The organism is Hydrogenophaga sp., assembly GCF_051860785.1.
Lineage (GTDB): Bacteria > Pseudomonadota > Gammaproteobacteria > Burkholderiales > Burkholderiaceae_C > Hydrogenophaga.
In genome coordinates this window covers 411,336-423,092 of sequence record NZ_JBIMLB010000002.1, presented here as the reverse complement: position 1 = coordinate 423,092, position 11,757 = coordinate 411,336, and the positions used below count along the sequence as shown (strand labels likewise).

Annotated in this window: 9 protein-coding genes and 9 pseudogenes; 2 read left to right on the top strand and 16 right to left on the bottom strand. The window is 62.9% G+C overall.

The genetic code is table 11. The annotated features are described in order from the left end of the window. Positions 1 to 56: 56 nt before the first annotated feature. The gene (locus ACTIF6_RS05155) at positions 57 to 581 is read right to left on the bottom strand and encodes a hypothetical protein (RefSeq protein WP_439586937.1); all 525 of its coding nucleotides are present in this window, start codon (positions 579 to 581) and stop codon (positions 57 to 59) included. On the opposite strand from ACTIF6_RS05155, the pseudogene ACTIF6_RS05150 reads away from it, so the two are divergent. Next, positions 563 to 769 (top strand): annotated as a pseudogene (locus ACTIF6_RS05150) (transposase domain-containing protein); the annotation flags it as partial. The gene ACTIF6_RS05155 and the pseudogene ACTIF6_RS05150 sit on opposite strands and share 19 nt — an antisense overlap. Positions 770 to 825: 56 nt before the next feature. Here the strand turns inward: ACTIF6_RS05150 and ACTIF6_RS05145 are convergent. The 8 genes and pseudogenes from ACTIF6_RS05145 to ACTIF6_RS05110 all read right to left on the bottom strand — a co-directional run. After that, a pseudogene (locus ACTIF6_RS05145) lies at positions 826 to 1,017 on the bottom strand (integrase core domain-containing protein); the annotation flags it as partial. 99 nt (positions 1,018 to 1,116) lie between these two features. Beyond that, positions 1,117 to 1,656, bottom strand: a pseudogene (locus ACTIF6_RS05140) (2Fe-2S iron-sulfur cluster-binding protein); the annotation flags it as partial. A gap of 7 nt (positions 1,657 to 1,663) precedes the next feature. Further along, entirely contained in the window at positions 1,664 to 2,020 is a 357-nt protein-coding gene (locus tag ACTIF6_RS05135) for a phenol hydroxylase subunit P4 (protein WP_439586936.1), read from the bottom strand. After that, a pseudogene (locus ACTIF6_RS05130) lies at positions 2,017 to 2,892 on the bottom strand (YHS domain-containing protein); the annotation flags it as partial. The gene ACTIF6_RS05135 and the pseudogene ACTIF6_RS05130, both read right to left, overlap by 4 nt. Beyond that, positions 2,885 to 3,511 (bottom strand): annotated as a pseudogene (locus tag ACTIF6_RS05125) (phenol hydroxylase); the annotation flags it as partial. The pseudogenes ACTIF6_RS05130 and ACTIF6_RS05125, both read right to left, overlap by 8 nt. A gap of 46 nt (positions 3,512 to 3,557) precedes the next feature. Beyond that, complete coding sequence (locus tag ACTIF6_RS05120; protein ID WP_079366534.1) at positions 3,558 to 3,758, bottom strand: phenol hydroxylase subunit; 201 nt, start codon at positions 3,756 to 3,758, stop codon at positions 3,558 to 3,560. A 239-nt stretch (positions 3,759 to 3,997) separates the two neighbouring features. Further along, positions 3,998 to 4,345, bottom strand: a pseudogene (locus tag ACTIF6_RS05115) (ATP-binding protein); the annotation flags it as partial. A 118-nt stretch (positions 4,346 to 4,463) separates the two neighbouring features. After that, a pseudogene (locus ACTIF6_RS05110) lies at positions 4,464 to 5,370 on the bottom strand (hypothetical protein). Positions 5,371 to 5,472: 102 nt separating this feature from the next. Between ACTIF6_RS05110 and ACTIF6_RS05105 the strand changes: the two are divergent. Continuing rightward, positions 5,473 to 5,964: pseudogene (locus ACTIF6_RS05105) on the top strand (AMP-binding enzyme); the annotation flags it as partial. Positions 5,965 to 5,978: 14 nt separating this feature from the next. Here ACTIF6_RS05105 and ACTIF6_RS05100 read toward each other — a convergent pair. The 7 genes and pseudogenes from ACTIF6_RS05100 to ACTIF6_RS05070 form a co-directional block, all read right to left on the bottom strand. After that, positions 5,979 to 6,131, bottom strand: a pseudogene (locus ACTIF6_RS05100) (IS3 family transposase); the annotation flags it as partial. A gap of 674 nt (positions 6,132 to 6,805) precedes the next feature. Further along, entirely contained in the window at positions 6,806 to 7,171 is a 366-nt protein-coding gene (locus tag ACTIF6_RS05095; RefSeq protein ID WP_439586916.1) for a hypothetical protein, read from the bottom strand. Then, positions 7,168 to 8,661, bottom strand: a complete 1,494-nt coding sequence (locus ACTIF6_RS05090) for an N-6 DNA methylase (protein ID WP_439586915.1) — start codon at positions 8,659 to 8,661, stop codon at positions 7,168 to 7,170. The genes ACTIF6_RS05095 and ACTIF6_RS05090 overlap by 4 nt, the downstream gene beginning before the upstream one ends. Then, positions 8,654 to 9,241, bottom strand: coding sequence for a restriction endonuclease subunit S (locus ACTIF6_RS05085; protein WP_439586914.1), 588 nt, complete (start codon positions 9,239 to 9,241; stop codon positions 8,654 to 8,656). Before ACTIF6_RS05085 ends, ACTIF6_RS05090 begins: the two co-directional genes overlap by 8 nt. Before the next feature lie 134 nt (positions 9,242 to 9,375). Beyond that, the gene (locus tag ACTIF6_RS05080) at positions 9,376 to 10,062 is read right to left on the bottom strand and encodes a YfbU family protein (RefSeq protein WP_439586913.1); all 687 of its coding nucleotides are present in this window, start codon (positions 10,060 to 10,062) and stop codon (positions 9,376 to 9,378) included. Between the two features lie 149 nt (positions 10,063 to 10,211). Beyond that, on the bottom strand, positions 10,212 to 10,490 hold the full coding sequence (locus ACTIF6_RS05075; protein ID WP_439586912.1) for a DUF2274 domain-containing protein: 279 nt from the start codon (positions 10,488 to 10,490) through the stop codon (positions 10,212 to 10,214). Beyond that, positions 10,487 to 11,755, bottom strand: coding sequence for a TrbI/VirB10 family protein (locus ACTIF6_RS05070; protein WP_439586911.1), 1,269 nt, complete (start codon positions 11,753 to 11,755; stop codon positions 10,487 to 10,489). The genes ACTIF6_RS05075 and ACTIF6_RS05070 overlap by 4 nt, the downstream gene beginning before the upstream one ends. Between the last annotated feature and the right edge of the window lie 2 nt (positions 11,756 to 11,757).

Sequence of the window (11,757 nt, the reverse complement as noted above, 5' to 3'; positions counted from 1 at the left end):
GACGACGGCCTTGCGGCGAAGTACGGTGGCTGGCAACAGGTCAGAGTTGTTCATCGTCAGCCTCCCTTGGTTGAACGTCGGCGGCTTGCAGCAGGACGATCGCCAGTTGCGCGATAACGTTTGATCGCTCGTTCGGGGTCATGCCCCGCAGGACAGGGGACTCGAACGTCAGGCTCAATTGACGATGAGACTTGGACTGTGGTGGTGCCGATGTCGTCACAGATCGGCGCAGTCTGAAAACCTGGGTCATGGCGCTCCTTGCGGGTGTGATGAACACCCGCGCAGCTTCGCCGAAGTCCTTGCTGCGAGAGGAGGTCGTGCAACTCGTTGAGCGCATCCAGCGCGACGCGCGGCGCACCCAGTTCCATGGGCGCGCAGTCCGTTGGGCTGAGCATCCATGCGGCAACGACGATGACGATTCCCGGACCGACTTCTACGTGAACGACCTCGCCGTTGGCGCGCTGCTCGCTGTAGTGCCGCCTGACGCGACGCCCATAGAGTGGATGCCAGCGATAGAAGACTTCAACTTCTTGCCCGACATGGGCAGAATGACCCGGCGATTGCCATGGGAAGAAAAGCATGGCTGTTCGCCGGTAGTGAACTCGCCGGCCGGCGGGCCGCGATGGTCATGAGCCTGGTGCAGTCTGCGCGACTCAATGGGCATGAGCCGTGGGCCTACCTCAAGGACGTGCTGGAGCGCTTGCTCGAGCATCCCAACCACCGCATCGACGAACTGCTGCCGCATCGCTGGATGCCGGCGAACTCTTGAATCCTCACACCCACGCACCGCACGCCACCACCTGTCAAGATGGGATGCTTGGCCGCTTACATTGGGCTGACATAGCCCAGTGTCGAATGCAGCCGAGCACTGTTGTACCAGAGTAGCCAGGCCACGACTTCATCCTTGGCATGACGTCTGGTTTTCAAGCGCTGCCCATGCAGTCGCTCCACTTTCAGCGAGCCAAACAATGTCTCGCTGCAGGCATTGTCCCAGCAATCGCCCTTGCGACTCATTGAAATGAACAGCATCGGCTGGCGCGCCGACTCGCGCACGAAGAAACGGCCGTAGGGGCCGGCCACGCGCAGGCGGTCGCCGGCCTTGAGCTGCTCGTGCAGCCAGGTGGTGCCGGCGCCGCCGGGCAGCTTGCGCACGTTGAGCTCGATGCCCTTCGTGGCGGCCACGTCGGCGGGTTGATTGGCGATCGAGAAGGCGCGGCTGCCCACAACCGGGATCTCCACTTGCACGTACTGCCCCGCCTGGAAGTCGATGGCCTTGTCCAGCTGCAGGTGGATCGCCTTGATGGTGGGCGTGAGGTCCACGACGCGGCTGACCGTGGCCGCGAAGTCGCGCACCGGGATCACGCGCGCATCGGGTTCCTCGTCGATGTCTGCCTCGATGGTGGTGTCGGCCTGCAGCGTGGCGCAGCAGGCCAGGGTCTTGCCGTCGTCGCGCTCGAAGTCCATCAGCGCGAACGGGTTGGCCGCGCCGTGGTCCAACTTGCCATCGCAGACCTGCACCTTGCAGGTGCCGCAGAGGCCGTGGCCGCAGGCGTGCGGCAGGTAGAGACCCTGCCGCAGCACCGCGTCCAGCACGGTCTGGCCTTCTTCGACCTCGACGGTCGCGCCCAGCGGCTCGATCGTCAGTTGGTAGCTCATGGCCGGATCAGCTGAACGAACCTTTGATCCCTGTGAGCCCAGGGGTTCTGAAGCGGATCGCGTCCTTGTGCACCAGGCCGTTCTCGGCCAGCGACTTGGCCGGGTCGGGCGTCCAGGGCTGGCCGTTCTTCTTCCACTCGACCTGGGCCCAGTCGATCTTGGCGAAGTCCGGGTGGTAGCCGTAGATGCCGGGCAGCACCGCGGCCGACATGGCGCCGAACGGGGTGTCCGGCGGCAGCGGCAGGCAGACGGGTGCGCAGAACATCAGGTGGTCTTCCCACCCGATGTAGAGCAGGGGCGCGGGGAAGTTCTCGCGCACATCCTGGGGCGTGAACTCGTAGGGGGCGATGGCGACGACGCTCATTTCGTGTCTCCTTTCCACATCGCAAAGTTCTTCTGGTCTTCCGAACCTTCGAAGTCGAAGTTGTCGCGGCCGACTTCCATCTCGTAGTACTTGAGCACGGCCATCAGCGGGTCGAAGCCCTCGGCGGTCGGGTCGGTGCCTTCGGGGAAGCAGTGGCCCTGGTAGATCTGGTGCACCGGCAGCCAGCTCTGCACGTACTTCTCGGGCTCGTGGTCGAAGATGCTCTTGCAGTGGTCGCTGCAGAAGTGGTACTTGTAGGCCTTGTAGTCGCTGTCGCGGTAGCAGATCTTGCTGGGGTCGCCCTCTTCGGTGAACAGCATCGGGACCTGGCAGGTGGTGCACAGCATCGGCAGCGTCATGTTGTAGAAGCGCTTGCCTTCGGCGGCCTGGTCGCGCCAGAACTCCCAGCGCGGCCGGTAGTACTTGTCGAAGGTCTCGGGGTACTTCTCGCTCAGCCAGGCCAGTTCGTCTTCCTTGGGCACCCAGGTGTGGAACGGGGCGGCGCCGTTGTAGTTGTAGAAGGTGGCCCAGGCCTGGTGGCTGATGTGGTCCTTGCCTTCGCAGGCCTGCTTCCAGCCGGCCGGCTCGCGGATGCCGTAGCGCGCCAGGTCCTTGAACAGGGCGCCGCCGTTTTCTTCGGCGTACATCTCCCAGGCTTCCTTCCAGCTCATCACGCGCTTGGGCAGCATGTAGTCCTGCATCATCGCGACCAGGGTCAGCAGGCGGTAGCCGCGCCAGAACCACTTGTCGATCCAGCGCTGCACGATGGGCACGTTGTCCGGGTCCTGCTCCAGCAGGAACTTGATGCACTCGATGCCCAGCGTCATGTGGCGGCTCTCGTCGCTCTGCGCCGAGAAGCCGAAGGTCGCTGACCACGAAGCTGTCCTCGACCAGCCGGCGCAGGCCCTGCCACTCGGGGGCGTCCAGCCAGGCCTGCTTGCCGTCTTCCAGCGACTGCGGCTCGCCCAGCACCAGGCCCAGGCGGGTCAGATACTGCGCCACACCCAGGTTGTCCATCGCGTGGAACATGGCCGGCGCGGTGAAGGCGGTGCCAAAACCGTAGGCGCAGATGGACGCGTTGTTCATGTTGGCGCCCCAGGCCGCGTGGCGCAGCGGCATCAGCACCGTCAGGGCCTTCTCGCGCACGCCGTCGGGCATCTTGCCGACCATGCCGCGCTGCTCGACGAACTGGAAGTTGGCCTCCATCGCGTCCTGCTGCTTGGCGCGGGCCATGGTCCAGGTGGCGTAATAGAACTGGCGCGGGTCCTTGAGCACGTACCAGTCGGCCAGCACGATCTTGCTGCGGCTGGCGTCGAAGAGTTCGTGGCCCGGGTCCCAGGTCGGCCGGTAGTGGAAGTTGACCATCGGCTGGGCGCCGAAAGTGGCCTCCTGGTAGCGGCTGGCGGTTTTGTCGCCGCCGATGTATTTCGCCACGTGGGCGTAGGTCTGGCGCAGCGGCGTGATCTCCCGCGCCTGCAGGTCGATGTTCATCGGTGCTTGTCTCCGTTGGAATGGTTGTTGAACGGCTCTCGGGAACTCAGGTGTCCAGACGCTGCACCCGGTTGTTGGCGCAGAAGGCCTCGAAGGCCGGGGCCGGCAGCATCAGCTCCACCGCCAGCTCCGGCCAGCCGATCGAGAACTCGAAGGCGACCAGGCCGTCGGCACGGCGTTCGATCACCCGCACGAAGCGCAGCGAGGTGTCGACGGCGGGCAGGGAGGTGTCGGTGGTCTGGGGCATGGTGCTTGGGGCGGTCGGTGCGTTGTCGGACGCGTCCCCTTTCGCAGGTGGCGTGCCAGTCCGCCGGGGTCGGGCCAAAAATCTCGATATTTCAGGGAAATCCCTGAGAAAAATGTTGGTGTGCAGTGCAGCATCCGAATCGCCCAACACCCTTCGATAGTCTGCCTGTTGATTTCCACGCAAAGCTGACCCACCATTTCCATCGAATCTTGACCCACCCTGGTTCGTGAGCTTCACGCTCACGTTGTGGATAAGTTCTTGGTCGCCTTCTCCTTCTTGGTGGTCTGTGGTGGTTGCTGTGCAGAGCTGTTCTTGAACCGGTAGCTGTCGTTGCCGGTTTCCAGAATATGGCAGTGATGCGTGAGCCGGTCCAGCAGTGCCGTGGTCATCTTGGCATCTCCGAACACACTGGCCCACTCGCTAAAGCTCAGGTTGGTGGTGATCACGACGCTGGTGCGCTCGTACAGCTTGGACAGCAGGTGGAACAGCAAGGCGCCTCCAGAGGCGCTGAACGGTAAGTAGCCCAGTTCATCCAGGATCACCAGATCGGCATAGGCCAGGCGGTGGGCCAACTGCCCGGGCTTGCCGTTGGGCTGCGCTGCATCAAAGGCCGGTGCACCTTGCTCAGCCAGTTCCGCAACCGCCTGGGCCATGCCGTGCATCTTGAGCTCGCGCAGCATGATCACGATGGAGGCGATGGCAGGGTCATGACGCATAGCGCACCTCCCTCAATTGGTCATAGCGAAGCACGTTGGCCTGGGGTTCCACAGACAGCTTGAGGGCCTGGGGCGAGGTGACCGGTGCTGGGGCGGGCTTACCGTCCAGCAGGCGGTGGAGCACGTTCAGGATGTGGGTCTTGCTGGCAGCCCCTGACTCCAGTGCCAGCTCCACTGCGGCGAGCACAGCTTGTTCGTCGTGGTGCAGCACCAGTGCCAGAACCTCCACCATCTCCCGGTCACCGCCAGGTTGCTTGAGCAATGTGGCCTGCAGTCGCTTGAATGCCGCTGGCAGCTCCAGGAATGGGGCGCCGTTGCGCAAAGCTCCTGGTTTGCGCTGCAGCACCGCCAAGTAGTGGCGCCAGTCGTACACGGTCTGTCCCGCACCGTGGTGGTTAGAACGCTCGGCTGTGGCTGAGCTTGAAGTGGGCTACCTGCAGCTTGGTGCGCACGCCAGCGAGAACAGCCCAGTCCTCGCTCCAGTCGAACTGGAAGGCCTCACCCGGGCCGAAGGTCAGCGGAACGAAGGTACCTCGGCCGGTGGTCTGCTGTGCAACCAGGCGCTGCTCGTGCCAGAGGCGGGCAAAGGCCGCCACACGGTTGTAGGAGCCGCCATAACCCAGCGCCTGCAGATCCACGTACATCTGCTTGATGGTGCGCCGCTGCTTGCGGGATCGGCCAGCTTCCGTCTTGAGCCAGCCGGCGAGCTTCAAGGCAAAGGGATCGAGCTTGGAAGGGCTGACCCGCTTGGCATAGTGCGGCTCGGCCTCGCCTGCGCGCAGGTACTTGCGGATGGTGTTGCGCGAGAGGCCCGTGCGGCGGGCGATCTCCCGGATGGACAACTGCTCTCGCAGGGCCCAGCGCCTGATGACACTCAGTGTTGCCACGTCTATCACTCCTGGTCTCCTGCTGCTCAACAAAGCAGCAGGTTAGGGTTAGTATGTGGGTCAGGTTTGGATGGAAATCCCGGGGGTTAGTGGGTCACTTCTGCGTGGAAATCAACAGATGGAGAAACCGTCGGAGAAATCATGTTTCGCGGAAACATGACCATGAAAGGTTATCTGAAGAATCCCGAAGCAACCCAAGAGGCCTTTGAGGGCGGTTGGTTCCACTCGGGCGATTTGGCGGTGTTGTGTCCGGACGGCTACGTCCAGATCCGTGATCGCTCCAAAGACGTGATCATCTCGGGCGGTGAAAACATCAACTCACTTGAGCTCGAAGAAGCTCTTTACACCCACCCTGGTGTACGGCTCGCTGCTGTCGTAGCTCAGCCTGATCCCCGATGGGGAGAGTCACCCTGCGCATTCGTTGAACTTGTCGACGGAGTCTCCGCCAGCGAGACCGAACTGATAGAACATTGCCGCACAAAGCTGACTCGTTTCAAGGTTCCCAAAAAGGTTGTGATCGGATCGTTGCCAAAAACCTCAACCGGGAAGATACAGAAGTTTCAGCTGCGGCAGCAATTGATAAACTCCGTTTTTTCTGACTAGGCCCCGATCTCAAATACCCAGGTGTGCAGGGTTTGCGGCACGCAGCCCACCTTGCAGGCGATGGACTCAATGGCCGCCCACAGCGACGGATGCTCTGCACGGTGCTCTTGCACCATGCGCACGGCGCGCTCGTGCATCTCGGGGGAAAACTTCTGGGACTTCCTCATCTTGGCTCCATTCTCTAGCGAAGGAGCCTCCTCAAAACCCGGGGCGGCTCACCTCCACCTGCTGCCAGCAAAGCAGCGGAAGCCATCCGTGCTCGACAAGGGCAGGCGCAAACACGTGGGCCGCGCGCCTCCGGCTGCGGTCGGAAGAAGCCCAGTCAGAAGCCAGCCCCGCCAAGTGAGAGGTATCGAGGACGACGAAGCGTGGCTGGCTGATCGACATGGAAGCGGTCATTGAGAGTGGTTGCCTTTGAAACTGTTCGGTAGATAGCCCTGTCAGTCGGGGGGAAATTCAGAGTGGTAGACTCGGCCACCCCGTTCCCCCGAGGACCGGGCGTAGGTTGCCCAACGGCCCCCAATGCGTTATTATTGGGGCGTCGACGTATGAACGGAGCAGCGAAAGCTGTGCGTTGATCCCACCCCGTCAGGGGTCCCCACCCAAGCGTAAGGATAACCAAGAGGTCCGATTTATTTCCAACGCCCTCCCCTGCGGAGGGCGTTTTCATTTCGGGACCTTGATCGGCCGACCATTCAGTATGTTGTGCAGGATCACGAAGAACCCGATCTTCTTGCGCGAAGGCCTGTTGGCGTGCAGCCTGTCTCGCACATAGGCACTCTGCACGAACAGGTTCAACGGAACAGCCTTCGAGCTGGACCGCGAGGCGGTGAAATACACCTCATAGGTCTTCCTGCCCAGTTGCTGGGTTGAGCAGCCTCACCGTGAAGAAGTTGCCATGGTTAGTGTGGTAGCACGGCGACGTGGGCAAGGCGCGCACGATCTCAGGCAACTGCCGAGACTGCGCGTAGCGCCCGAAGTCGAAGATGCGCGTCTCGCGAGAATCCGCGTACCCCAGCGGCCCCTTCGAGTCCTCGATCCCATCCGCGCCGCGCGTGAAGCAATGCAGGCTGAAGATCACCTGCACCGGGTAGCTGCGCGCAGGCTTGCCAGCCTGTTCGGCCTGCTCGAAGGTATGGACGAACGGGTGCAGGTGGGACAGGTCGTAGCTCGCTCCCTCGTAGGTGAATGGCTTCCATGCAATCATGACTTGAACACGGTCACGTACCCATGACCGGCCTCCTCCAGCAACGCTGACAGCTTGGCTTCCAGCCGCGCCAGCTCGGACTTGAGTTGAACGCGCTCGGCTCGCAAGGCGCCGAGGTCAACCGCTTCCTCATCTGCTATGGCAGCCACATACCGAGCCACGCTGAGGTTGAAGTCGTTCGCCGCGATCTCGCCTGGATCCACGAGGCGTGCATACCGTTCAACGTCTTGCCGCCGGCGGTAGATGTCCTCGATCAAGCCCAGATCGGACTCGCGCAGCACGTTCTGCGTCTTGCCATGCTGGTAGGTTTCGCTGGCGTCGATGAAGATCACACCGTCGTCGGCCTTCCGCTTGCGCAGCACGAGAATCGCGACCGGGATGGCCGTATGGGCGAACATTTTGGTAGGCAAGGCGATCACCGCATCGATCAGGTTCTCGCGGACGAGTTGCTCGCGGATCTGCCGTTCTGCCCCAGTGCGAAAGAGCACCCCCAAGGTCACGACCGCTGCCATGCGGCCCGTCTCAGGCGCAAGCGTCTCAACCATGTGGCTGATGAACGCGTAGTCACCGGCCGTTCGCGGGGGGACGCCGCGCCGGTAGCGCTGATGGACATCTCTGTCCGCCATTTCGTGCCCCCAGTCGCGCAGCGAAAACGGTGGGCTGGAAACAGCGACATCGAACTGCCGCAGTCGGCCAGTGGCGTCGAGCAGCTTGGGGTCGCGCAGGGTGTCTCCCCATTCGAGCTGATGATGGGTCTCGCCATGGAGAACCATGTTCGTCTTGGCCAGCGCCCAGGTCGAACCGTTCTTCTCCTGGCCAAAGAGGGCACACCCGCCCTGCCCCGACCTCGCCCTGGCGAACTGACTGCACGCGATCAGCAGCGAACCTGTTCCGCAACAGGGGTCACCGATAGTCTCGCCACCCGCAGGTTCCATCAAGCGTGCCAGCAGTTGAGACAACTCGGGCGGGGTGTAGAACTCGCCGCCCCACCTGCCCCCGAGTTCTGCGGTATGCCTGATCAGGAAATCACATGCAAAGGCGATGCCTTCATCCGCCAGACTGCCACCCTCGCCAAAGTTCAAGGCGCGGCCGCCGATCGCATCCAACAGACGGCCAAGCACACGCTCCTTCTGCTCAACGTTGCCGAGCACGGTTGAGTTGAAGCTGATGCCCTGGAAGACGCCGCACAGGCCTGAGTTGGCCCGTTCGATGGCAGCAAGGGCCGCATCGACGCGCTCCCCCAGGTCAGCGCTGTCGCGGGCAGTGACGAGGCGGCCGAAGCGAAACTCGTCCGGCACCCAATATGAAGCGGCTCTAGCGGTCACGGCCGCCTGGCTGCCGTGGGCCGACGCAACGTCAGATAGGAACCTGAACAGCAGCATTGCCAACACGAGGTCTCGGTACTCCATCGGCCCGCAGACTCCGCGGAACGCGTCGCAGGCCTGGAGAACTGCAGACCGAGTGGCGTCTTGTCGTGCGGGGTCAAGCATGTGCGGCTCCACTGCGCAGTGCTTGTCGCGTCACGTGGGCGATCTCGGTCCGGTCGATCTCGTTCAGACGATGTCGAATGGCCACAATCTCCTGTGTCGTCTGATCGAGTTCGGCAATCTGGCGCTGCTTCGGCATGGGCGGAACTTCGACCTCCAGCGAAAGAAGCGCAGCTTTGGTCAACGCCTTGATCGTGGTGCCCGTCAACAGCAAAGAAATCCGCTTTTGGGTCGACGGCTCGTTCAGCTGCCAGACCAAGTAGCGCGCGTCCAGTTGGGGGCTCGGTCGGATCACGTTGAGCTGGCCCACGGGGAAGATCGGATCGTCGGCGCCTTCGAAGAGCCGGGCCCTGTAGTAATCCCCCCTCGACGGAATCACGACGTCGCCACGCTGTAGGCAGTGCGAGAGATGCCGCTCTTGCACATGAATGCGTGGCAGCTCGTGCCAGCGCAGGGGTTTGCCAGCCACCAGATCTCGGATGGCCAGTGCGCGCACGTTACCGTCAGGCCCCTCCTTCGGGGCTTGGTCGCGAAAAACGATGGCAGTGTGGACTTTGGCGATGGCGCCGACCGGTTGACTCATTGCTTGCGGATGGTTCTACTGTAAATGTGCAATCAGTGTACCAGACTGACGTCAGTACGCAAGCAGTAGAACTATCCGCATAAAACTTGACTATGGGCACGACACCCAGTCCCCTCCGTGTCTGCAGACTTGGTTTAGCGCTCCGCATTCAGAATCTCGATGATCTGGTCGACGCCCAAGTCCCGGCCGAAGCCAAGAGTCGCCCGGATGGGCTCGAACGCTGCAGCCATGCGGCCATACCTCGCCGCCGTTGGAGCATGGGAGTTGAAGTCGCGCTCCTTGAAGCGGGAAAACCGCCCCATCTCCTTCACGAGGAACCGCGCGATGCTCATCAACTCGCTCTCGTTGTTGCCGTCGAAGCCGGCGAACTTCGGCAAATATCCATGGTTGGCCGCCTTGACCTTCTCCACATCTTCGGCGGAGAGCTTCTCCAGCCGACTCTCGATGAAGTCCCAGGTGTCCAGCACGTTGACTACCAGGGTGACATCGGCCGGGCGGTCAGCATGGTTGTGAAAGAGCCCCTGCATATCCCAGGTGGGCGCCCAGTAGTGCCCCCCGTAGACCGACTCTGCGACAAAGTCGACGTTCGTTTCAGTAGGCACCTTCAGGTGCTTCACGAGGTCACGCAGCAGCATGAAGTTCAACTTGTCGCCCGCGGTGAGGTGAATGCTCTTGCCCGTGACGGTGTCCAGCCCCAGGTCTACCAGTTGGCGAACGGCGTCGGAGCGAGAGCTGGCTTGGCCCGTTCGCTCCATCCATTCGTCAACCCGCTGCAGCAGTTCCTCGTCCAGGCGTAGTTCCAACCGCTCAGTTCTTCCCATGTACAAATCTCCGTTAGTACGGCAATATGCCGATATATCGTACAAATGTACGGCAATCAAACAACTAGCGCAAGTGGCCCATGGGGACAAACGTTGGCGAGCACGCAACGAATCTCTATTCCACGACGCAGCAGGAGCGGCCTGCGGAATCATCCTGGCACGCCGCCAGCTTCGAACGACGGCTTGGCCGAGACGATAGGAGTTTTTCGTTGGACGCTCACTCGTCTGAACCCTCGATCCCCGGCGATGAAGGCTTCGAGCATGTACGGGATCAGCGTCGCCACATCGACCGCTTCGCCGTAAGTCTGCGCGTGCAGCGCGGCGTATCGGTCGAGGTCAGCCTTCAGGCTCGTTGGACAAGAGAACGTGAGCTTTGTGCTCTCCGTCTTGGGCAGCGGCCCAAGACGCAACTTCTTGGCCGTGCTCATCGCATGGCTCCCCGGTTGAAGAACAGCGGCTGGTACGGCCGCAGCACCAGATCGCGGTTGACGATGATCCGCACCGGCAGTCCCGGCCGCTCGGTCAGCGTCGGCTGGATGTTCATGTTGCGCCGGGTGATCTCCTGGCCGACCTGGTTGATGCTGTCCTGCATGCTGTCGCGCCCGGCAATCACGATGCGATTCCCGTCCTGCCTGTTCTCCGGCGCGGCCAGCTCGGCGCCGACGCCCAGTAGGGTCGTCAGAGCCGCGCCGGCGAAGATGCGCCCCCAGTGCCAGTCCACACCATCCTCTAGGCCGGCATAGCCCGCCGGGTCGGTGCCCACGAGGTTGTCGAGCGTGAGCGAGGAGGTATCGGGCAGGATCACCCGGTTCCATACCACCTGCACCCGGCTTTGACCGTAGCTCACCTGGCTGTTGTACTTGCCCAGGATGCGCGAGCCCTGCGGAATGAGCAGGAACTTGCCCGTGGCCGTGTCGTAGACCGGCTCCGTCACCGTGGCGATCACGTCGCCCGGCAAGTCGGACTTGATGCCCGTTACCAGCGCGCCCGCAATCACCGTCCCGGCCATCACCTGGTACGGCGAGGTCGGCATTTGCAGGTTGCCGGAATTGCGGGTTTCCGTAGAGCCGCCTTTCAGGAAAGCCTCCTTCTGGTCCTGGCGGTTCTGCGTGGCGGTCGGGTCGGCTGGCTGGGCCGCTGTCGAGGCCGGCCCGGCGGCCAGCGGGTCGAAGCCCGCGAGTTCGGATGCCGGGCTGGTTGCTGCCACCTGCGGTGACGTGGCGGCGCCCTTGCCCTGGTTGCCCGAGCGGAAGAACACCGACGAAGCCGCCGCCGCATCGGCCTCCTTGCGCAGCGCATCGGCCGGGTCGTGGCCGGGCGGCGCATAGGCCGGCGTCACCGGTTGCTGCGAATGCACGATGGCCGGACCGAGATATCCGGGCAGCGGCGGCCCCAGCTCGGGCACCTTCGCCGGCAGCTTCGAGTAATCCGAAGGCAAACCGTCCAGTCCTTCGGACTTCGAGACGCGATCCACGTTGTAAAGCTCGGTCTGCTCGCCCGCGCCGCGCCGATGCGGCTGCAATGACCAGAGCGTGGCGCCGAGCACGGCGGCCGACAGGCCGCCGGCGAGGATGGCCAGCGTGCGCCGGTTCAGGCGCGTGACCGGGCGCGGCTGGGCGCGCAGCGCCACCGCCTCGGGCGCGACCTTGTCGGACGAAGGCGCGGCACGGTCGGGGGTGTCGTCCTGGCTCATGG